At 66.4% G+C, this 21,644-nt stretch carries 22 protein-coding genes and 1 riboswitch; of the genes, 16 read left to right on the top strand and 6 right to left on the bottom strand.

What is annotated here, in order from left to right:
- The 6 genes from pal to ybgC form a co-directional block, all read right to left on the bottom strand.
- A complete protein-coding gene (pal, locus tag CF70_RS10685) occupies positions 1 to 510 on the bottom strand; it encodes a peptidoglycan-associated lipoprotein Pal (protein ID WP_200876727.1) in 510 nt (169 codons plus the stop codon).
- Positions 511 to 527: 17 nt separating this feature from the next.
- Positions 528 to 1,856: a Tol-Pal system beta propeller repeat protein TolB gene (gene tolB / locus CF70_RS10680; RefSeq protein ID WP_035863941.1), complete on the bottom strand. Its 1,329-nt coding sequence runs from the start codon at positions 1,854 to 1,856 to the stop codon at positions 528 to 530.
- Between the two features lie 224 nt (positions 1,857 to 2,080).
- Positions 2,081 to 3,241 carry a cell envelope integrity protein TolA gene (gene tolA / locus CF70_RS10675; RefSeq protein WP_035863939.1) on the bottom strand — a complete coding sequence of 387 codons (1,161 nt, stop codon included), beginning with the start codon at positions 3,239 to 3,241 and terminating at the stop codon, positions 2,081 to 2,083.
- Positions 3,242 to 3,256: 15 nt separating this feature from the next.
- A complete protein-coding gene (tolR, locus tag CF70_RS10670; protein WP_035863937.1) occupies positions 3,257 to 3,694 on the bottom strand; it encodes a protein TolR in 438 nt (145 codons plus the stop codon).
- A gap of 43 nt (positions 3,695 to 3,737) precedes the next feature.
- Positions 3,738 to 4,421 carry a protein TolQ gene (tolQ, locus tag CF70_RS10665; RefSeq protein ID WP_035863933.1) on the bottom strand — a complete coding sequence of 228 codons (684 nt, stop codon included), beginning with the start codon at positions 4,419 to 4,421 and terminating at the stop codon, positions 3,738 to 3,740.
- Positions 4,418 to 4,822 carry a tol-pal system-associated acyl-CoA thioesterase gene (gene ybgC, locus CF70_RS10660; protein ID WP_035863931.1) on the bottom strand — a complete coding sequence of 135 codons (405 nt, stop codon included), beginning with the start codon at positions 4,820 to 4,822 and terminating at the stop codon, positions 4,418 to 4,420. Before ybgC ends, tolQ begins: the two co-directional genes overlap by 4 nt.
- A gap of 162 nt (positions 4,823 to 4,984) precedes the next feature.
- A riboswitch (ZMP/ZTP riboswitch) is annotated at positions 4,985 to 5,087 on the top strand.
- Positions 5,088 to 5,209: 122 nt separating this feature from the next.
- On the opposite strand from ybgC, the gene glyA reads away from it, so the two are divergent.
- The 16 genes from glyA (at position 5,210) to CF70_RS10580 (ending at position 21,620) form a co-directional block, all read left to right on the top strand.
- Positions 5,210 to 6,457 carry a serine hydroxymethyltransferase gene (gene glyA / locus CF70_RS10655; protein ID WP_035863929.1) on the top strand — a complete coding sequence of 416 codons (1,248 nt, stop codon included), beginning with the start codon at positions 5,210 to 5,212 and terminating at the stop codon, positions 6,455 to 6,457.
- Positions 6,458 to 6,615: 158 nt separating this feature from the next.
- Positions 6,616 to 7,083: a transcriptional regulator NrdR gene (gene nrdR, locus CF70_RS10650; RefSeq protein WP_035863927.1), complete on the top strand. Its 468-nt coding sequence runs from the start codon at positions 6,616 to 6,618 to the stop codon at positions 7,081 to 7,083.
- A gap of 180 nt (positions 7,084 to 7,263) precedes the next feature.
- A complete protein-coding gene (gene pilV, locus CF70_RS10645) occupies positions 7,264 to 7,851 on the top strand; it encodes a type IV pilus modification protein PilV (RefSeq protein WP_235184989.1) in 588 nt (195 codons plus the stop codon).
- Positions 7,851 to 8,876 carry a PilW family protein gene (locus tag CF70_RS10640; protein ID WP_035863922.1) on the top strand — a complete coding sequence of 342 codons (1,026 nt, stop codon included), beginning with the start codon at positions 7,851 to 7,853 and terminating at the stop codon, positions 8,874 to 8,876. The genes pilV and CF70_RS10640 overlap by 1 nt, the downstream gene beginning before the upstream one ends.
- Entirely contained in the window at positions 8,873 to 9,496 is a 624-nt protein-coding gene (locus tag CF70_RS10635) for a pilus assembly PilX family protein (protein ID WP_035863920.1), read from the top strand. Before CF70_RS10640 ends, CF70_RS10635 begins: the two co-directional genes overlap by 4 nt.
- Before the next feature lie 35 nt (positions 9,497 to 9,531).
- Positions 9,532 to 13,404: a pilus assembly protein gene (locus CF70_RS10630; protein ID WP_081862117.1), complete on the top strand. Its 3,873-nt coding sequence runs from the start codon at positions 9,532 to 9,534 to the stop codon at positions 13,402 to 13,404.
- Positions 13,401 to 13,844, top strand: coding sequence for a type IV pilin protein (locus CF70_RS10625; protein WP_035863917.1), 444 nt, complete (start codon positions 13,401 to 13,403; stop codon positions 13,842 to 13,844). Before CF70_RS10630 ends, CF70_RS10625 begins: the two co-directional genes overlap by 4 nt.
- Positions 13,841 to 14,386 (top strand): GspH/FimT family pseudopilin, encoded by a 546-nt coding sequence (locus CF70_RS10620; protein ID WP_035863915.1) that lies wholly within the window; start codon positions 13,841 to 13,843, stop codon positions 14,384 to 14,386. The genes CF70_RS10625 and CF70_RS10620 overlap by 4 nt, the downstream gene beginning before the upstream one ends.
- 128 nt (positions 14,387 to 14,514) lie before the next feature.
- Positions 14,515 to 14,973, top strand: coding sequence for a type IV pilus modification PilV family protein (locus CF70_RS10615; protein WP_035863914.1), 459 nt, complete (start codon positions 14,515 to 14,517; stop codon positions 14,971 to 14,973).
- The gene (locus CF70_RS10610) at positions 14,970 to 15,935 is read left to right on the top strand and encodes a PilW family protein (RefSeq protein ID WP_051648240.1); all 966 of its coding nucleotides are present in this window, start codon (positions 14,970 to 14,972) and stop codon (positions 15,933 to 15,935) included. Before CF70_RS10615 ends, CF70_RS10610 begins: the two co-directional genes overlap by 4 nt.
- Positions 15,929 to 16,579, top strand: coding sequence for a pilus assembly protein (locus tag CF70_RS10605; RefSeq protein WP_235184988.1), 651 nt, complete (start codon positions 15,929 to 15,931; stop codon positions 16,577 to 16,579). The genes CF70_RS10610 and CF70_RS10605 overlap by 7 nt, the downstream gene beginning before the upstream one ends.
- On the top strand, positions 16,576 to 18,564 hold the full coding sequence (locus tag CF70_RS10600) for a hypothetical protein (RefSeq protein ID WP_051648239.1): 1,989 nt from the start codon (positions 16,576 to 16,578) through the stop codon (positions 18,562 to 18,564). The genes CF70_RS10605 and CF70_RS10600 overlap by 4 nt, the downstream gene beginning before the upstream one ends.
- 115 nt (positions 18,565 to 18,679) lie before the next feature.
- On the top strand, positions 18,680 to 19,129 hold the full coding sequence (locus tag CF70_RS10595; protein WP_035863912.1) for a type IV pilin protein: 450 nt from the start codon (positions 18,680 to 18,682) through the stop codon (positions 19,127 to 19,129).
- 1 nt (position 19,130) lies between these two features.
- Positions 19,131 to 19,718 carry a pilus assembly FimT family protein gene (locus tag CF70_RS10590; RefSeq protein ID WP_035863909.1) on the top strand — a complete coding sequence of 196 codons (588 nt, stop codon included), beginning with the start codon at positions 19,131 to 19,133 and terminating at the stop codon, positions 19,716 to 19,718.
- Positions 19,719 to 19,771: 53 nt separating this feature from the next.
- Positions 19,772 to 20,890, top strand: coding sequence for a bifunctional diaminohydroxyphosphoribosylaminopyrimidine deaminase/5-amino-6-(5-phosphoribosylamino)uracil reductase RibD (gene ribD, locus CF70_RS10585; RefSeq protein ID WP_035863908.1), 1,119 nt, complete (start codon positions 19,772 to 19,774; stop codon positions 20,888 to 20,890).
- 100 nt (positions 20,891 to 20,990) lie between these two features.
- On the top strand, positions 20,991 to 21,620 hold the full coding sequence (locus CF70_RS10580; protein ID WP_035863906.1) for a riboflavin synthase: 630 nt from the start codon (positions 20,991 to 20,993) through the stop codon (positions 21,618 to 21,620).
- Positions 21,621 to 21,644: the final 24 nt, after the last annotated feature.

The following is a 21,644-nucleotide window of genomic DNA, read 5'->3' as shown; positions in this document are numbered from 1 at the left end:
TTAGTACGTGATGTCCGCGCGGCGGTTTTCCGCCCACGAGGCTTCGTCATGGCCGGTTGCCTTGGGCTTTTCCTTGCCCAGGCTGACGGCTTCCATCTGGCTTTCCGGCACGCCCAGCGAGGACATGGAGCGGCGCACGGCCTCGGCACGCTTCTGGCCCAGCGCCAGGTTGTACTCGCTGGTACCGCGCTCGTCGGTGTTGCCCTGAATCAGGATGCGGCGGCCCTTGTTGGCGGCCAGGTACTTGGCGTGCTCGGACAGCATGCCCTGGTAGTCGGACTTGACGCTGTAGCTGTCGAAGTCGAAGTACACGCTGCGCTTGGCCAGCGGGCTGTTCGGGTCGTTCAGCGGATCGCGCGAGACGTCCACCGGCGCCACGGCGCGAGCGTCGCTCGAAGGCGTGCCCTTGCCACCGGCACCGGCGGTGTCGTCCAGCTTGACGCCGGAGCTGCAAGCGCCGAGGGCCAGCAGGGCAGCGACGGCAAGGGTTTTGGTCATCATTTGGGTCATGGCTAGGAACTCCTCGTTTATTGCATGAATGGGCCCCAGGACGGCTCGCGAACCTCGCCGGACTGGAGCGACAAAACCTGCCGGGTACGCCCGTCAGTGGACACTGCCGCCAGCACCGAGCGGCCTCCCACCCGGGTGGCATAAAGAATGTACTTGCCGTTGGCGGCGAAGCTTGGCGCCTCGTCGTTGGCGGTGTCGGTCAGCGACGTGACATCGCCGTTGCCGAGATCCATCAGCTGCAGCTTGAAGCCGCCGCTGCGGGTGATATAGGCCAGCTGCTTGCCGTCAGGCGAAATGCGCGGGCTCACGTTGTAGCTGCCCTTGAAGGTCACACGCTGGGCTGCACCGCCTTCTTCCCCGCCGGCCGGCATGCGGTAGATCTGCGGCGCGCCGCCGCGATCGCTGGTGAAGTAGATGCCACGGCCGTCCGGCGCGTATTGCGGCTCGGTGTCGATGGCGCTGCTACGCGTGAGGCGCTTGAGGCCGGAGCCATCGGCGTTGACCTGGTAGATCTGGGTATTGCCGTCGCGCGACAGCGCGACCGCCAGGTGGTGCCCGTCGGGCGACCACGAAGGCGCGCTGTTGTTGCCCTTCTGGTTGGACACCAGCGTACGGCGGCCACTTGCCAGGTCATGCACGTAGACCACGGGCTTCTTGGCCTCGAAGGACACGTAGGCGACCTTGCTGCCATCCGGGGACCACGAAGGCGAGATGATCGGCTCGTTGCTGGTCAGCGCCACCTGGGAATTCTGGCCGTCGGAGTCCGAGATCAGCAGCTGGAAGCGCCCACCCACGCGCGAGACATAGGACAGGCGAGTGGCGAACACGCCGCGCTCGCCCAGCAGCTTCTCGTAGATGTAGTCGGCGATCTTGTGCCCGGCGACGCGCAACTGGTTCGGCCCGACGGTGAAGGCCAGTCCGCCAAGGCTCTGGCCCTTGACGGTATCGTAGAGACGGAAGCGCACGTCGTACTGGCCGTTGCCGGTCGGGGTCACGCTGCCGGCTACGAAGGCATCGGCGCCGCGCGACTTCCAGTTGCCAAGGTCGGCATTGGCGGATTCGGCCACGGTGGCGCCAGCCGGATCGATATTGCGGAAGCGCCCGCTGCGCTGCAGGTCGCCGCGGATGATGGCGGTGACATTTTGCGGGGCTTGCGCTTCGCCCTGGAAATTGGCGGTGGCGATCGGGAACTGGCTGGCGCCTACGCCGGTGATTTCAACATTCAGTTGCGCCTGTGCGCTGCCGGCCGAAAAGGCCAGCGCCACGGCCAGCCAGGCAAACAGGACGTGCGCGGGGGTGTTGTGCCGCCGTGCGGCTAGCCAAAGGGGGGCCCAAAGCTTTCGCATGCTGCTCCTCAGTCGAGATCAATATTCATCGAGCGCGGCCGGCAAACTGGAAGCCGTGGTACGGGCAAGCATGTCGCATGCCCGTATCGCGTGCACCGGGCACATTTGCCGGCTGCGTCAGGCAACCTGTCATCCTAGCGCCGGGATAGCCCGGCTTCGACGCAGGTTGCAATCTGTTGCAATTCGAAAACACCCGTGCCATCGCTATCGCCACGCCCCTCGCCTTAGTCGTTCGGCTTGAACGTGATGGTAAGGCTGGCCGGCGCCTTGCCATTCTCGTCGCGGGGAAGCGGGTCCGAGCGCTCGACGGCGCGCAGCACCGCGCTGTCCCAGGCGGCATTGCCGCTGGACTTCGCCAGCCGCGACGACATCAGGGAGCCATCCGGCGCGAGCTGGACGGACACCACCGCGGCCGGATTGCCGGGCACGTTTTCAGTAAATACGATATTCGGCTTGACGCGGCGACGCACCCGGTCCGGGTAGCCGGGCGAAGCCTTGCCGCCCGAGCCGGCGCCGCTGCCCGCGCTGCTGCCGACGCCGCCGGCGCCACCGGCGGTACCCGAGCCACCGGCCAGGGCCTGCAGGCGTGCCAGTTCGCCATGGCGCTGGGCATTGGCGGCGGCGTCGCGCTTGGCCTTGGCATCGGCATCCGCCTTGGCCTTCGCGTTGGCGGCGGCCTTGGCTTCCGCGTTTGCCTTGGCGGTGGCGGCCGCCTTGGCATCGGCATTCGCCTTCGCCTTGGCGTCCGCCTCGGCGCGCGCCCTGGCATCGGCCTCGGCCCGGGCCTTGGCATCGGCGCGGGCCTTCGCTTCGGCTTCCTTGCGCTCGCGCTCAGCCTGCTCCTTGCGCTGTTGATCGTGCTGGATGGCGGCCTGCTTGCGCGCATCGTCCTTGCGCTGGGCCTCCTTCTTCTGATCTTCCTTCTTCTGCTCCTCGCGGCGTTGTTCTTCGCGGCGCAGGTCTTCCTTATGCTGGGCTTCCTTGCGGGCCGCCTCCTGGCGCTCGGTTTCCTGGCGTGCGCGCAGGTCGGCCTGCTTGCGCGCCTCCTCGCGGGCGGCGGCTTCGGCCTGGCGGCGCTTTTGCTGCTGGAGGGCGATCTCGGCGTCCTCTTCGGCGCGCGACTTCACTGCCGGCGCGGGCGGCGCGGGGCGCGCCTGCTCGACCTCCACAGGTGCGGGCAGCGGAGCGGGAAGCGGCGTCGGCGCGGGGGTCGCCGGGATCTCGTCCCAGAGTTCGGCTTCGGCGCCGACGGGCGTGCTGCTCTGCCAGTGCACGCCAAAATACAGCACGATGCCAAGCAGCAGGTGCATGAAAACCGCGAGCAGGAAGGAACGCAGGGTTCCCCGCTCCGGGGCCGGCTGGTAAGGATAGGCGGCGGTCTTCATGGCGGGCGGCGGTGCTTACTTGGGCTTGACCATCAGGCCGACGCGCTTCACGCCATCGGCCTTTAGCACCGACATCACGTCGAGCACGGCCTCGTACTTGACCGAGCGGTCGGCAGCAATCACCACCGGCTGATCGGGATTCTCGTTCTGGCGCTGGTGCACGAAATCGATCAGGCCCTGCTTGTCGAGCTTGCGCTCGAAGGCATTGCCGGCGCCATCCTTGCCGCGCGCGGTGAGCGCGCCGTCTTCATGCACGGTAACGACGATGGGCGGCGCTTTCTGCTGCTGCGTGGCATTGGCCACGCTGGGCAGATCGACCACGGCAGGGTTCACGATCGGTGCGGCCACCATGAAAATGACGAGCAGCACCAGCATCACGTCGATGTAAGGCACGACATTGATGTCGGCGCTGGCCCGGCGGCGCGAGCCGCCGCGGCGCTGTATCGCTGCCATTGCAGGTATCTCCTTGACCGATGACGTTGGTGGTTTCGGCGCTTTAGCGGGTCTGCCGTTGCAGGATATTCAGGAACTCTTCCATGAAGCTCTCGAAACGGATGGCCAGGCGATCCACCTCGGTGGCGTAGCGGTTGTACGCGATCACGGCAGGAATCGCCGCGAACAGACCGATGGCGGTGGCGACCAGCGCCTCGGCAATGCCGGGCGCAACCGCGGCAAGCGTTGCCTGCTGCACGTTGGACAATCCGCGGAAGGCGTTCATGATGCCCCACACCGTGCCGAACAGGCCGATATAAGGACTGACAGAGCCCACCGAGGCCAGGAATGGAAGATGCGACTCCATCACATCCATCTCGCGCTGGTAGGCCGCGCGCATGGCGCGCCGGGCTGCGTCGAGCAGCGCCCCGGCGTCATGGTTGCGTTCACGCGCCTTCAGGTACTCGCCCATGCCGGACTCGAAGATCCGTTCCAGCGCGCCCGTGCTGTGGCGATTGTTGGCCGCGCTCTGGTACAGCGCCTGCAGGTCGCCGCCAGCCCAGAAGTCGCGCTCGAAGCCCTCGGTCTGGGTGCGCGCCGAGCGCAGCGAGAAATGCTTGCGGAAGATATATGTCCACGAAAACAGGGACATCACCAGCAGCAGGGCCATGACGGCCTGCGCCAGCACACTGGCGTGCAGCACCAGCGAAATGATCGACAGGTCTTGCGTGACGGTCACGGGATTCATCGAGCGGTCTTGATGGTTGCTAGGACGGGAGCGGGAATGGGCGTCGGGCGAAATGTGGTGCGATCGACACATCCGACCCGGATGGCGCCGGTAGCCAGCAATTGCTCACCACGCCAGGCTTCCTGGGCGAATTGGACAGACGCTGGACCAACCCGTTCAATCCGGGTCCGGATCTCAAGCATGTCGTCCAGACGGGCGGGGGCATTGTAGTCCACCGCCGTGCTTCTGACGATGAAGACGACACCGGTCTCATCGGCCAGCGCTTGCTGTTCGACGCCAAGCGAGCGCAGCCACTCGGTCCGGGCGCGCTCGAAGAACTTCAGGTAATTGGCGTAGAACACCACGCCGCCTGCGTCGGTGTCTTCCCAGTACACCCGCAAGGCCCACACATTGTTGCTCATGGCCGCGATTGTAACGGACAGCCGGCCCGACCCGGTGTATACCCTCGCCCGACATTACAACAATTACATTACCTGACAGACTAGCCGTTGACTTTCGGGCGGCGAGCCCTCTCCGCCGTCTTGCAGCGAGCCAGCGCCTCGCGTTAAACTGCCGCCAACCATTCCATCTTGCGCGACTGGCGAAGTCAGTGGGCACTACCACGAGGAAGCGCAAGTTTCTCTGGCGCGATGTATCAAGCGCCTGCCGCTCGCCTGGGCAGCGAATGGGAAGCAGGGTGCGCCCTGCGCCGGACTAGCCACGCTTTCCGGCGCTGGTCGCATGTGCCTTCCCCGCGCGCCCTACCCCGAAGCCGATTCGGATCTCCTTTTTTCAGACGAGTTTTCGCCATGTTCGAACGCAGCCGCTATACGATCGACCAGATCGACCCCGAGATTTTTGCCGCTATCCAGAAGGAAGACCAGCGCCAGGAAGAGCACATCGAGCTGATCGCCTCGGAAAACTACACCTCGCCGGCCGTGATGGCCGCCCAGGGTTCGCAACTGACCAACAAGTACGCTGAAGGCTATCCCGGCAAGCGCTACTACGGTGGCTGCGAGTACGTCGACGTCGTCGAGCAGCTCGCCATCGACCGCGTCAAGCAACTGTTCGGCGCCGAAGCCGCCAATGTGCAGCCCAACTCCGGCTCGCAGGCCAACCAGGGCGTGTTTTTCGCCACCCTGAAGCCGGGCGACACCATCATGGGCATGAGCCTGGCCGAAGGCGGCCACCTGACCCACGGCATGGCGCTCAACATGAGCGGCAAGTGGTTCAACGTGGTGAGCTACGGCCTGGACGCCAACGAAGACATCGACTACGTTGCGCTGGAAAAGCTGGCACAGGAAAAGAAGCCCAAGCTGATCATCGCCGGCGCCTCGGCCTTCGCCCTGCGCATCGACTTCGAACGCATCGCCAAGGTTGCCAAATCGATCGGCGCCCTGTTCATGGTCGACATGGCCCACTACGCCGGCCTGATCGCCGCCGGCGAGTACCCGAACCCGGTTCCGCACGCCGACTTTGTCACCACCACCACCCACAAGAGCCTGCGCGGCCCGCGCGGTGGCGTGATCCTGATGAAGGCCGAGCATGAGAAGGCCATCAACTCGGCCATCTTCCCCGGCATCCAGGGCGGCCCCCTGATGCATGTGATTGCCGGCAAGGCCGTGGCCTTCAAGGAAGCCCTGTCGCCCGAGTTCAAGACCTACCAGCAGCAAGTGGTCAAGAACGCCCGCGTCATGGCCGAAACCCTGACCGAACGCGGCCTGCGCATCGTCTCGGGCCGCACCGAGAGCCACGTGATGCTGGTCGACCTGCGCGCCATGCAGATCACCGGCAAGGAAGCCGAAAAGGTCCTGGGCGAAGCGCACATCACCGTCAACAAGAACGCCATCCCCAACGACCCGGAAAAGCCCTTCGTCACCTCGGGTATCCGCCTGGGCTCGCCGGCCATGACCACCCGTGGCTTCAAGGAAGACGAAGCCCGCGTGGTGGCCAACCTGGTCGCCGACGTGCTTGAGAATCCGCACGACCTGGCCAATATCGCCAGCGTGCGCGAGCAAGTGGCAGCCCTGACCAAGCGTTTCCCGGTCTACGGCTGATCCCCCTGCGCCACCCGCCCACGCGCGGGTGGCCGGCAGTCCGCCGCGGCGCGCCAGCGCTGCCGGCGGGCCTTGCCAACCCAGCCCAGCGCGACACAGAATGAAAAGACGCTGCTCGCGCAGCACGCGCCCCGGTTCAAACTTCGAGGTGGTCAGGCATGAAATGCCCCTTTTGCGCTCATTCCAATACCCAGGTCCTGGACACGCGCATGTCCGAAGAAGGCGATACAGTCCGCCGTCGCCGCCGCTGCGAATCCTGCGACCGCCGCTTCACCACCTATGAGCGGATCGAGCTGTTCTTCCCCGCCATCGTCAAGAAAAACGGCTCCCGCGCGGACTACACCCGCGACAAGCTGAAGGACTCGATGCGCCTGGCGCTGCGCAAGCGCCCGGTCTCCGCCGAAGCCATCGACGCCTCCATCACCCGCATCGAAGAAAAGCTGCTCGCGCTCGGCGAGAAGGAAATCCCCAGTAGCCAGGTCGGGGAACTGGTCATGCGGGAGCTGCGCCGGCTCGACAAGATCGCCTACATCCGCTTTGCCTCGGTGTACCGGAGCTTTGAAGACGTGTCGGAATTCCGCGACATGCTGGATGAGTTTTCAACGTCTACCCCACGAAAGCAGTAGAAAAAGTAACGGGAACGTTGTTTAATTCTTTCCAAACTGTGCCCTAGGCTTCACTCCTATATCTATACTTCCGCCTGGGTAGTAGTGACAAAACAATAGAACGAAGCCAAAAGAACGTAGTCTTTTCGGACGAGGGTCAGAATGGGTCAGTCAAGCTGTCGGGGGACGGCCGGCTTTGCCATGCTCGAAGCATTGGTGGCAATGGTCGTATTGGCGATTGGCGTGCTCGGGGTCGCCGGCCTGCTCCTCAATTCCTCGCGTTTTTCCCAGCAAGCCTCCTACGATACCGTTGCCATGCAGTTGGCCACCGAAATGGCCGAACGCATGCGTGCGAACACTGCCGTCTCCGGCGTGGGCGCGGCCGCCGAGGCCCTCGCGCCCAACCTGTATTTCATCGACACCCAGACCAGCCAGCTGCCCGCGCTGACGCGTAATCCCTATACGACGGCCTGCGCCAGCACGCTGCTCTCCTGCGCGCAGGACACAGCCCGCTTCGATGTGATCGAGTGGTGGAACCGGGTAGCCGCCGCCCTGCCCGGCGGCCGGGCGGTGATCTGCCGCGATACCGTTGCCTATAACCAGACGTCCGGCTTTTCCTGGGGCTGCACGGCCGCTGCAAGCGGCCGTGTCGACGATGCGCCGATCGTCATCAAGATCGGGTGGATATCGCGCCTGAGCACCAAGACGCTGGGGACCGGCGCCGATCTCGCCGACATGAACACGCGACCGCAGATCGTCATCGTCGCCACGCCCGGGACGGTGAACTGATGCGTACGCGCCGCAAGCCGTACCGGCATGCCCAGTCGGGCGTGTCGCTGGTTGAACTGATGGTCGCGATGGTCCTCGGCCTGTTGCTGACACTGGCAGCGACCGCCATATACATGGGCACCCGCACCAACTACAGCACCATCGACGACACCACCGCGCTCGACGAGAAGGGCCGTTTTGCCCTGGACACCATCGTCCGCATCGTGCGGCAGTCCGCATGGACCAACTACGCCGGCAACAGCGCGCCGGCAACAAACCCGGCAAGCGGGCCCATCGCCCAGGCGCCTGGCGGGATCATGCCGACCACCGTCGCGTTGTCACCCACGATCAGCGGCGTCGACAACTGCGCCAGCCCGGGCCAGGACGCGAGCCTCAACCTGTCGTGCCTGCCGGGCACCACCAACCCCGTGAACAAGAGCGACGTGCTGCAGGTGCGCTTTTTCGGTTCGGGCACGCCGTCGGATCGCACCGTGGCCGACAACAGCATGATCGATTGTTCCGGCAATGGCGTGGCGGAGCCACAGGCATGGGAGGACGCGGACCTTGCGCGTGGCTTCGCTCGCTTCTTCGTGGCGCCAGACCCCAAGGATCCAAGCGGCAACCCGCAACTGATGTGCGGCTATCGCGCTCGCGATGCATCCAACAAGGAAATCTCGAACACCGCGATCACCTCCGTGCCAATCATTTCCGGTGTCGAGGTGTTCCAGGTGCTGTACGGGGTCGACACCAACAATGACTACATCCCGGACCGCTACCTGCCTGCCACGGATGTGCTGGCCCTGGCCACCAAATGGCAAACCGTGGTGTCGCTGAAAATTGCCCTGGTACTGGCCGGCGACACCGTGACCGGCCCGGCGCCGGAGGTTCCCACTTTCCAGCTCTTCGGCACGCTCTATGGCGGCGACAGCACCGTCAACGACGCGACCTACAAGCCGACCACGCAGCTACAGCGCTTGCGCCGCCAGTACTCGGTCACCGTGCAACTGCGCAACGTCGCAACTTGCCGCACTTGCTCCCCATCATGAGTGCCCCTCTCAAGCCAGCCGCCCAGCGCGGCGTCGTCCTGATCACGGCCCTGGTCATGCTCCTGGTGCTCAGCATCATGGCCGTGGCCGGCGCACGACTGGCGATCAACAGCAAACGCATGGCATCCAACCAGCGCGACCGCGACCTTGCGGTGCAAGCCGCCGAAATGGCGCTACAGGATGCCGAGATGGACATCCAGGGTGTCGTTGCCGTCAACAGCCGCTCCGCCCTGTTCTCTGGCAGCAATCCCAACCTGTTGCCATTCGTCGCCGGCTGCAACACGGGGACCACGCCTGGCACAGCCTTTCAGGGCCTGTGCGCGGCCGTCGACAGCGGCACCCCGAACTGGGAAACCGTGGACTTCGCGCAGACCGGGGCGAATGCCCGCGCGGTGGCCTACGGCACCTTCACCGGACGCCAGTTCCCGACCGCGCCCACAGGCCTGCTGCCCGCCGCCCTGCCCCGCTACATCATCGAGCCGATCCAGGACACATCGCCCGGTGCCTCCGGAAGCCCCGACGCTCCGGTCGTCTACATCTTCCGCGTCACGGCGATGGGCTTCGGCGCCAACACCGCGACCCGCGTCATGCTGCAGTCGTACTACCGGAAAGCTGAATGAATGACCTCGCTCCTGACCTACGCGGAGATTCGCTGATGACACGCTTATGCCGGATCGCGCTGGCCCTCGTTGTCGCCGGTGCAGGCTTGCTTCCCGTGCCAACGCGGGCGGCCACCGCCTTGACACCGTCCACGGTGGACATTGCGCAGTCGCCGCTCTACGGACGCAACCAGAATGTCAACCCGAACCTGCTGCTGTCGCTGTCGGTGGAGTTCCCGACGGTGGGCGCGGCGTACCGTACCGGCACCTACACCCGCAGCACGGAATATGTCGGCTATTTCAACCCGCTCAAGTGCTACAACTATTCATCCAGCGGGTACTTCGAGATCGCTGGCAATGCCAGCGCCAATCACGAATGCTCGGGCCAGTACAGCGGCAACTTCATGAACTGGGCCACCGCCTCCGCCATCGACATGCTGCGCTTCGCGCTCACCGGTGGCGACCGGGTGGTGGATACCCCCACGGACACCGTGCTTCAGCGCGCCGTGCTGCAGGATGATTTTTTCAACAGCGGTTCCTACTTTCCCGCCAAGACACTGACCAAGTCCAGTTCCAGCGTACCTTCCGCGGTGACGCCGTTCACCACCGATACGCTTTACATCACGTCGTGCAGCAACAAGGTGTTCTTCGGCACCAAGACTGGCAGCGGCGCTTCCTGCAGCAGCCCGGGCAGCTATGCCAACCTCGGCACCATGTATGCCCGCGTCAAGGTGTGCGATGCGAGCGAAGGCAGTTCCCGCACCGACCTCTGCAAGCTCTACGGCACGAACTACAAGCCAGTCGGCGAAATGCAGAAAAACGCCGACCGCGTGCGCTTCGGCGCCTTCGGCTACCTGAACGACAGTTCGGCCACGCGGTACGGCGGCGTGCTGCGGGCCCCGATGAAGTATGTCGGCCCCAAGATGATCGACGGCAACTTCAGCCAGGTCAGCAATCCGAAGAGCGAGTGGGATCCCAGCACGGGCGTCTTCGCTGGCAACCCGGAAAATGCCGGCGAAGGCATCAGCGGTGTGGTCAACTACCTGAACCAGTTCGGCCGCTCGGGCAAGTACAAGGGCCTGGACCCGGTCAGCGAGCTGTACTACGAGAGCATCCGCTACCTGCAAGGCAAGCAGCCCACACCGGAAGCGATCACTGACCTCCAGACCGCCTACAAAGACGGCTACCCGGTCTACACCAGCTGGTCGGATCCGGTCGTCGCGAAGTGCCAGCGCAACTACGTGCTGAGTATCGCCGACATCAATACGCACTGGGATCGCTATGTTCCCGGCAACACCCGCACGACCTATATATCGGGCGGCAAGGCGGTAACCGCAAACGACCCCGTGCGCGCGATCGAGGCCGACGGCTTCGACGTCATGGCCTGGACCAGGAAGGTCGCGGACATGGAGAGCACGACAAGCTACGGCAATAGCAAGCCCAACTCCTCGCTGGCCAATATGAGTACGGCCGACACGGGCTCCAGCGGCCACGGTACGTACTACATGGCGGGTGTTGCCTACTGGGCGCACACCTACGGTTTCCGGGCGGATATCCCGTCGTTGCGCGTGACCACCTACACCATCGACGTCAACGAGAACGGCGATGGGACCGTCGGCACCGCGCAGCGCCAGAGCCAGTTGTACCTGGCGGCAAAATACGGCGGTTTCAACGATGTCAACGGCGACAGCAGCCCCTTCACCACGTCGGGCGCCAACAATACGGTCGCTAAAAACGACAGCGAGTGGGAAGCAACCCCGGCCGGATCCAATGTGCCTGCGACGTGGTTCCTGGCGGGTCAGCCGACCGCCATGATCAAGGCGATCCGCGATATCTTCTCCAAAATCGTCAGCTATGGCGGCACCATCTCCGGCGTCGCGCTCACCTCGTCACGCGTTTCCAGCGGCACCTTTATCTTCGCGCCGGGTTTTGACCAGAACTGGACGGGCAAGCTCTCCGCCTTCGCGCTGAGCAATGACAACGGCATCCAGATCGCAAGCAAGGAAAGCTGGGAAGCCGGCGCCTTGCTCACCGCGCGCAGCGGCGGCGCCGGCTCACGCAACATTCTCACGTGGGTGCCCGCCAGCAGCGGCGCGGGTGCTGGCAGCGGCGCGCCATTCGACTGGTCATCCATCAACAGCGCGCAGAAGCTCTCTCTAAAGCTCAATGCCAACGAGAGCGACAGCGCCGGAGCCGCGCGCCTGAACTACTTGCGAGGCGACCGCAGCAACGAGGAATCGACCGGTGGCACCGGTAGCCTGCGCGCGCGCAACTCCATCCTGGGCGACATCATCAACTCCGGCCCGGCCTACGTTGCGGCCCCTTCCACGGCGATCAACGAGTCCGACTACGGTGCTTTCTACAAGCGGTACCAGAATCGCACCCCGATGGTCTACATCGGTGCGAACGATGGCATGCTGCATGGATTCAACGCACTGACCGGGGCTGAACTCTTTGCCTATGTACCCAATGCCGTGATGGGGAACCTGATTCAGCTGACGTCGTCCAGCTACGTCCATCGGCCCTATGTGGACGCCACGCCCGTGGTAGCGGAAGCCCGGATCGGCGGCAACTGGAAAACGGTGCTGGCATCCGGACTCGGCGGTGGCGCGCAGGGGCTGTTCGCACTCGACGTGACCGACCCGTCAAACGTGGGAGCCGGCAATGTGCTGTGGGAGTTCACCGACAAGGACGATGCCGACATGGGCAACATCATGTCGACGCCGCAACTCGCCAAGCTCTATGTCGGCGTGGACGCGAACAAGGTCCCGCAATACCAGTGGTTCGTGATCGCCGGCAACGGCATCAACAACAACCTGAACGACGGATCGAGCAATGCGGCCGCGCCTTCCGCCCTGTTCATCCTGTCACTCGACAAGGCACCGGGCACACCGTGGCGGTTGAATTCGAACTACTGGAAGATTTCGATGGCGGCGGACAGCAACAGCACCGTCGCCAATGGACTGGGCTCACCGTCCCTGGTGACTCTGGCCTCGCGCCAGACGGTCGCCGCCTATGCCGGCGACCTGCAAGGTCGGCTGTGGAAATTCGTGCTTGGCGGCGGCCCTTCCACCTGGAACGCCAGTGGGGCGCTGCCCTACTACGGCGGGGGCAACCTGGGCCAGCCGCTGTTCCGGGCCCGCGATGCAAGCGGAAATCCGCAGTCCATCACGATCCAGCCGCAGTGGGTCTATGCCCCGGGCGGCTATATGGTGGTCTTCGGCACGGGCAAGTATTACGAATCGGCCGACACCGGCACAGGCTCCTCGCAGCCCCAGAACTCGATGTACGGGGTCTACGACAGCGGCGGCGCCCAGGCTGTAAGCGGGCGCTCCGTGCTCAACCCGGTCACGCTGAAGGCCAACTCGAATGGCGGCTACGACTTCAGCAGCAGTGCCTACAGCCTCGGTTTCCCCACCAAGGACAAACCCGCCCCGAAGGCCGGCTGGTACTTCGATTTCGTCGACAGTGGCGAGCGCCAGGTCACTTCGCTCGTCTCCGCGTACAGCCAGATCTGGTTCAATTCGTTGATGACGGGGGCCGATCTGTGCGGTGCCGGTAGCGGCAGCCATAGCTATCAGCTGTCCGCGCTGACGGGCATGCCGGTCTCGGGCACCAGCACGGGCACGCCGGTCACGGCGCCCAGCTCGGGGACGACGTCGACCCTCGGTATGCTCGGCGCGCCGGTGCTGATCCAGACCTTGACCACTGTCGACAGCCAGCGCAATTCCGTCGGCCAGGTGACCACGAACAAGTCCATTGATGTCTACTCCTTCGGCGCCAGCGGCGGCGGCCGCACGGGGGGCGCCAAGTTGTCCAGCAACCCATATGCCGACACGACCGCAACGCCTGGCTTGACTCCGGGCGGCCTGCCCATCACGGGCCGGTTGGGCTGGCGCGAGATCCGCAACTTCGGAGCGACGAAATGAACTGGCGCAGGCGTGCGGTACGCGGCTTCACGCTGATGGAGCTGCTCATCATCGTCACCATCATCGGCATCCTGGCGGCGATTGCGTATCCGAACTACACCGAGTACGTTACACGCGGCCGGCGTGCGGAAGCCAAGGCGGCGATGCTCAATGCCATGCAGGCGCTCGAGCGCCATTACGGGCAATTCAACACGTATGCGGATTCCGCCGATCCGACCAAGGGATGGCAGGGCTTCCCCCTGCAGTCCGACAGCAATCTCTATACGTTGTCCGCCCTGGCGTGCGGCGCGCTCAGTTTCAATGAATGCGTGCAGGTCAATGCCGTCCCCAGGCTGACTGACGCCACATGCGGCACGCTGCTGCTGCGTAGCACTGGCGAACAGGGCATCCTGGTCAACAATGCATCGAGCTTCACCAACCTGCCACAGGCTTGCCGATGACGCGCGTCCGCCCCGGCCGCCCATCGCGCGGCTTCACCCTGATCGAGCTGTTGACCACCATAGTCGTGATGACCATCCTGGTTGGCTTTGCCATGCCCAGCTTTACGGGTTTCATGCAGCGCAACGCGCTGAATGCCGAGGCAGGGGCGCTCGCGTCCGCGCTGGGCACCGCACGCGCCAATGCCATCTCGCACAATACCTGGGTCACGGTCGCGCCCGTCAACAACGACTGGCAGAACGGCTGGACGGTATGCCTGAACCCCGCCCGCAGCGCCGACTGCTCGTCGGGCCAGACCATCCTGCTGCAACATGCCCAACTGCCACGCAACCTCACCATCAGTTTCAACGGAACGCCGCAGGTCAGCGTGCTCTCCTATTCCCCCGTGGGCTACACCCGCACACTGACCGACGCCATGATGTCGGCGCAGATCCTGATGACGCTAGGCAGCGACAGTCAGGCTCGCCTCATCGACATCAGCCAGCTAGGACGGGTCCGCGTCTGCACTCCCGATACAGCCCAGCCGACGGCTTGCAAGGCGTAGTACGAAGGTGCGCAAGCGGATGGTTCGCGCCAGTCCGCTCATACGCATCGTAGTCAGCACAATCCGCAACGTTTCACCCCGTTGTTTGACGTTATCGTCGGCACCTCTGCCCAACTTGCGAGCGTGCCGTGCCGATCCTCCATGCTGCCCTGACCGCCATGCCGGTTCCGCGCGACACGCGGGCCAGGCGACGCGTTGCCGTGCGCCGCCCGACAGGCGGCTACCTCCTGGTCGAGTCCCTCACCGCCCTGGCGCTCCTCACCATCGGCATGCTTCCGCTTGCCACGCTCGCCCCTGTCGCGCTCGGCGCGCTGCGCCACCATGAAGACATCGGGCACGCGACGCGTGCCGCCGCTGAACTGGCGGAGCTGGAGGATCCCCGCCTGGCGCTGTCGCCGCTGCACGCCCGCGGCATCGGCGCGCATCATCTGCAACTGTGCCGGTCGCTCGCTCCGGCGGGCACGGAGCATGGCCTGCCCGGTTGCGCACCCGGGCGGAGGCTGGCGGTCGTGGGACCGCTGCCTCGTTCCGCTGGCCCGGACGACGAAGCTGCATTGCGGGCCGTCGCGCTGTGGATCAGGCCATGAGACGCCTTTGCAGGCACGGCATCCGCATCTGGAGCGACACGCGTCCCAAGCGCCCGCGAGGCTTCTCGCTGGTCGAACTGATGATCGGACTTGCGCTTGGCATGCTTGCAGGCGCGCTGGCTGCGTCGGCTTTCCACTCGGTACAAGTCGCCTACCGCGCCGCGGTCGACCTTGTGCTGCTGGAGGAGCGGGGCCAGCGTGCCATTGCCGTGGTCTCCCACCTGATCCGGCACGGCGGCTGGCGGCCGCCTGGTGCAACCGCCCTGCCTGACGCGCCACCGGCGCTGTCCGGGCGCGACGATTGCGGCCAGCCCGGCATTGCCGCGCAACCCACCTGCGCGCGCCGCGGTGTCAACGGCAGCGACGCGCTGCTGGTGCGCTTCAGCGGCAGTGGGCGCGCGCAAGATCCCACGCTGCCCGACCAGACCATGACCGACTGCAGCGGCTATGCGCTCCCGGCTGCCAGCGCTGGCGGCGATGCCATCGGAAGCGGCGGTACTTATGCCGGTGCGAACTTGCTCTATGTAGCCAATGGTGCCGATGGCGAGCCGCAACTGTTGTGCCGCTATTCCAGCCGGCGCGACGGACGGGTGCAGCAGGGCAACTGGACTTCCGGCGCGCTGGTGCGCGGCCTGGAGACAATGCAGTTGCGCTACGGCATCGATACCGATGGCGACGGCAAGACCGATACGTTCCTGCGGGCCGAGGAGCTCCGCGCCAGGGGTGAGGCGGCCTGGCACGAGGTGCGGGTAGTCCAGGTGGCACTGGTGCTGCGTGGCGAACGCCCGTTGCCACGGGCTGCCGCGGCCGCCGCGCTTGTCTTGTTTCCGCCGCCGGGACCGGGCGCGCATGGCGGCGACCTCGTCTTCGATCCCCCTCCCGGGTCCACCTTGATGCGCCGCGTGTTCTCGACATCCGTGCGGCTGCGCAATGCAAGCCCTTGCGTGGAAACGCTATGTTGAATCCGGCGTGGACGCCAGGCGTGCCAATGCGGCGCGTTGCCACAGTGCACCGCAAGCGTGCCGGCGGAAGCACCACACTGCTGCTGACAGCCACGATGCTGCTGCTTGTGGTTGCCACCACGCTGGCCGGCCTGCATTTCCTGCTCTCCAGCCGTCAAGTGACCGCATACCAGTTGGAACGCGAAATCGCCTTTCGCGCGGCGGAGACGGCATTGCTCGATGCGGAAGGGGAACTGCTGGAGGCGCTGCGCGCCGGCGCTGCCGGGGCCGACGCGCGCCTTGTCGCGTGGCCGCCGCCTGGCCGGTGCGGCATCGGAGCGCAACTGGGGCTGTGCCGGCCTGCGGCGAACTCTCCGCCGCCGTGGGAGGAATGGCTCGCGGCGCGGCGGCCGGACGAGGCCACCGGCATTGCGCTGGGCACCTTCAGCGGCATCACCTTGCCCGGCTTGCCGGCCGGAACGGCAGGCGTGGACACCTTGCCTCGCTATGTCGTGGAATTGCTGCACGAGCGCCCGCCCGGCGAATGGCTGGGAGCGGACTATGCGGCTGGCGCGGGACCGCGGCTGCGCTTTCGCATTACGGCGCTCGGCCGGGGTAGAGACACCGCGGTACGCAGCGTGCTGCAAAGCGAGTTCCAGCCATGACGCTCTTCACCCGGTGTTGCGTCGCGCTGATCGCCCTCCCCGCGTGGCTGCAGTGTGCCGGCGCGGCGCTCGGCGCGGACGCTTACGTCGCCGAGCCTGGCATCCATGGCTGGAGCGGCCGCCTGCGCAGCCTGGCACTTCCGTCGGGCGAGCACGAGGTAGCGCAAGCGTTGCCGCCGCCGGCCTGGGAGGCGGGCGCACTGCTCGACATGCGCGATCCCGAGTCGCGCCGCTTGTTGACGGCGCTCGCCGGCTCCGACGAAACGCCGACGCGACTAGCTCCGCTGCAATGGGAAGCACTGGATACCTCGACGCGCGCTCTGCTCGATCGAGCCGGCGCCGAAGGACCTCACGACGGCGAGGGCCGGGACCGGCTGGCACGCTTGCGTGGCACACGCCAGGCGCCGGACGCGGCAGCGCCGAAGTCACCGGTGTCCGGGACAGGACGACTGGGGCGCCCGGCCGGCACGCCACCGCTAATGGTTCCGCCGCCCTCCTGGCTGCCCGGCCGGCCCGGCCACGCGGAATTCGCCGCGTTGCACAGCGCGCGCCCGGCGCTGGTCTGGCTGGGCACGCGCGACGGCTTGCTGCACGCGTTCGAGGCGAGATCCGGCAAGGAAGTGCTCGCATTCCTGCCGCGCAGCTTGCTAAGCCAGGCCGCCGGCTGGGCATCGCGGACGGCAAGCCCGGCTCGGGCAGTCACCGCGCCCGTTGCGCCGTGCCCGTACCCTGAAGCGGCGGACGTGGCGCTGGAACCCGGGCGCTGGCGCACCGTCCTGCTATGTGGCGTGCCGGCCAACCCGCCCGGCGAGGAAGCGCGGGCAAGCGTGTTCGCCCTCGACATCACCAGCATCTCCGACCATGCCGCCCAGCCTCCGCCGGCGCTGCTCTGGGAAACCATGGCTTCCGGCACGCTGCCGCTGGCGCCTGCCGGGCCTGTCCGCGCCTTGGCGCTAGCCACCCCTGAGGGTAGGCGCTGGTATGCCATGGCTACGCTGGCCGCCGCGCCGGACGGCGAGCTCCCGTCCGGCGGGCCACATCGCAATCCATCCGCGCGGCAGGCGGGCCTCGCCCTGCTGCCGCTGGACAAACCCACCCGCGCCCCGTGGCATGGGCGGTATGCGATACCGCGGCTACACCTGCCTGACCACGGTTGCGGGATCGCCGGCGCCCGCCCCGCCTTGCTGGCGGCGAGCGTCTTGCCGGACGCTTCCGGCATGGCCGTGGCAGCCTATGCCGTGGATGCCATCGGCAGGCTCTGGCGCTACGACCTGCGCGGCGCGGCGCCATCGCACGATAGCGGCCAGCGCGTTCGCTGCATCCACCGCGTGGAGAATTCTCTGCCAAGGCCGAGCGGCACGGCAACGGCAGCGGCACCCCTCCTGATCGCCGCTCCCGGAGGCCACCTCGCGGTGTACGGTAGCGGCAATCACATCGCCGCTGTCTTCGACAGCGCCGCCCTCGCGGAGGCGGGTGACGCCGGGGCCGGGGCTGCGCGCGTCGCTGCGCACTCCCGCGGAGACGGCGTCGTGCTGCGCCGCCAGCCCCGCGAAGCAGACCGCCCCGGTCAGCCAGCGACAGCTGGCTGGCACCTGACCTTTCCCAACCCCGGCGAACGGCTGGACCGGCTCATTCCCGCCGATCCGGGCTATCTCGGCGTGGTGACGCGCACGCCCGATGCACATCAGCGCATTTACCTGATTCATGCGTTGAGCGGCGAGTCCACCATCAGCGAGCATGCCGGAGGCCCCCTGATTTATGCAACGACCGGGCTGGACGCGGGCGCCCATGCGGCGGTCGTTCTTGGCCGCGTGCCGCTACCACCCGAACGATCCCCACAGCCCGGGATCGCCTCGCGCGAGGCCGTGGCGCTCACGCTCTGGTCCCTGGAGGATGGGCGTGCCGTCCCGTATAACCGCACTGTCGCCAGCCGCCGCACCGGCCGCCTTAGCTGGCGCGAACTGATCCGCTCCGGCTCGCCATGAGCCACCCCTTGCCAAAACGGCCACCCGGCACGTGGCCATGTACGTGCCCCCGATCAATCGCCGGAAACCGGGTGCGCTCCCACGCATCGGCCGGCGGCCGCCATGGAGAATGCGCATGACGCACCACCCTCGCCCGCCCGGATTCACCCTGCTCGAAATGCTGGTCACGCTGACGGTGATGACCATCCTCACCGCGATGGTCGTGCCTGCCTGGCATCGGCATATGGAACGAGGCTGGCGCGCCGAGGCGCGCAGCGCCATGCTTGGCGCGATGCTGGAACTGGAGCGCCACGCGCTGGCCACCGTGAGCTTCGCGAGTGAACCAGGCGGCGCGGTGGTAGCCGGCAAATGGCCACTGCCCGTGCCAGCGCCGCCGGCGCGCCCGCGTCACTGGATCAACGCCAGCGCCTGCCCGAGCGGCGGGCTGGAGCGCTGCGTCGAATTGCGCGCCGTGCCCCAGGCGCCGGACGCGTCATGCGGCACGCTGATTCTGCGTAGTACCGGCGAGTGGCTTGCGCAGCCCGCGTTGGCGGCAAAGCCCGTGCCGCTGCCGCGGGCTTGCTGACATGCCGGGGCACCGGCCTTCGCATGGCCGCCGGCATCGAAACGGCGGCGCAACACTCGCCGAACTGCTGACCTGCCTGGCCGTGCTGTCCATTCTCGTGGCACTCGCCTACCCGTCCTGGCAGCGCTTGCTGGCGCGGCAGCAGGTGGTACTGGCGGCCGACCGACTCGCCGGCTCGCTGGCACTCGCGCGCGCCACCGCCGTTGCCCGGCGCGCGGACGTATTGCTGGCGCCCTTGCCCGGCGCGGCAACGCTGGACCAGGGCTGGCGCCTGACTCTGCCGCCCTCCGGCACCGACGGGCCTGACCGGCACGATGGCGACTTGCTGGCCATGGTCGAACTGCACAGCGCCTGCCTGCGCATCGCACTGCGTTCGACCACGCAAGGCAACCATACGCTGCGCATGGCAGCTGTGGGATACTCTCGCTCAGAGCAAGGCGGTTTCCTCGCCGCCACCTTCACTGTGACCTGCCAGGGTGAACAGCGGCAACTAAGGCTCGGTGCCCACGGTCGCATCCGCCTGTGCACGCCGGGCCAGGATACCGATTGCGGTGGTCCCGACCAGCCCCCCAGCCGCCCTGACACTTGAAGACTGAAACCAACCTCAACTCGCCGCCCGCGCGGCAGGAAGCACCAGGCCTCATGTTCTCCGACACCGACCACGCAGCCATGGCACAAGCTCTCGCGCTAGCGGCGCGAGGCATGTACACCACCACGCCCAATCCGCGCGTCGGCTGCGTTTTGTCCAAGGACGGCAAGATCATCGGCCAGGGCTTCACGCAACCCGCCGGACAGGATCACGCCGAGATACAGGCGCTCAAGGACGCCGCCGCGCGCGGCAACGATCCGGCCGGCGCCACGGCCTTCGTCACGCTGGAGCCTTGCAGCCATTTTGGCCGGACGCCGCCCTGCGCGGATGCGCTGGTGCGCGCCGGCATCGCGCGCGTGGTAGCGGCCATGGAAGACCCGAACCCCACCGTTTCCGGCCGCGGCTTGCAACGGCTGCGCGAAGCCGGCGTGGACGTGCGCTGCGGGCTCCTGGAAAAAGAAGCCCGCGAACTCAATATCGGATTTGTCAACCGCATGACGCGCGGACTGCCCTGGGTGCGGATCAAGGTTGCCGCCTCGCTCGACGGCGGTACCGCGCTGCACGATGGCACCAGCCAGTGGATTACCGGCCAGGCGGCACGCGACGATGGCCATGCCTGGCGCGCGCGCGCAAGCGCCATCCTCACCGGCATCGGCACCGTGCGCGACGACAACCCACAGTTGAATGTGCGCGCCGTGGACACGCCACGCCAGCCACAGCGCGTGGTGGTGGACTCCCGGCTGGAGATCCCGCTGGACGCACGCCTGCTGACGCCGGACACCGGCGATTTTGCCAAGCCGGTGCTGGTGTTCTGCGCCTTCGACGACGGCGCGCGCCGGCGCGCGCTGGAGGCTCGCGGCGTCGAGGTGGTGGTGCTGCCCAATCCGCACGGCAAGGTGGAACTGCGCCATATGCTGGAAGAACTTGGGCGGCGCGGCGTCAACGAGCTGCATGTGGAAGCCGGGTTCAAGCTGAACGGCTCGCTGATCCGCGAGCATTGCGCCGACGAACTGCTGGTCTACCTGGCGCCCAAGCTGCTGGGAGATGCGCAAGGCATGTTCCAGTTGCCGCCCCTGGCACGGCTGCAGGACGCCGCGGCCTTCCGCTGGCATGACGTACGCATGATCGGGGAAGACGTGCGGCTGATCGCACGCCGCGCCGACCACGCCTGACCGCCTGCCGGCCCCCCGACAACAGGAGGCTCCGGGGCAAATACGAACTGGCGCCGCACCTGCTAGCATGCGTGTTTTCCCATCGCATTTCGCACCTACCATGTTCACTGGCATTGTCGCGGCCGTCGGCCGCATCGAATCCGTTTCCCCGCTGGGTGCCAGCGAAGCCGCAGCCGACGCCGGCGTGCGCCTGCGCATCCGCGCTCCCGGGCTTGACCTGTCCGACGTCATCCTGGGTGACAGCATCGCCATCCAGGGCGCTTGCATGACGGTGATCGCGCTGGACGGGGACGCCTTCGACGTGGATGTATCGCGTGAGTCACTCGACAAGACCGCTGGCCTCGACAGGCCAGGTCGCGTCAACCTGGAAAAGGCGCTGACCCTGGCCGACCGTCTCGGTGGCCATCTGGTATCCGGCCATGTCGACGGGCTAGGCGAAGTCACGCACTTCGCTCCGGTGGGCGAATCCCGCGAGTTGCGCGTGCGCGCCCCGCGCGAGCTGGGGCGTTACCTGGCCTACAAGGGGTCGGTGGTTGTCAACGGCGTATCGCTCACGGTCAACAAGGTCATTGACGAGAAGGACAGCTGCACCTTCTCGATCAACCTGATCCCCCACACGATCGAGGTCACCACGCTGCAGGATCTCAAGCCCGGCGCGCGCGTGAACCTGGAGATCGATCTGATCGCGCGGTACGTGGAACGCATGCTGAGCGCCCCGAAAGCCGCCTGATATGCGCGCTTCCAGGCGCCGCTA

It is taken from the genome of Cupriavidus sp. SK-3 (assembly GCF_000611145.1).
GTDB lineage: Bacteria > Pseudomonadota > Gammaproteobacteria > Burkholderiales > Burkholderiaceae > Cupriavidus.
The sequence above is the reverse complement of the archived record's forward strand: the minus strand, read 5'-3'. Positions and strand labels throughout refer to the sequence as shown.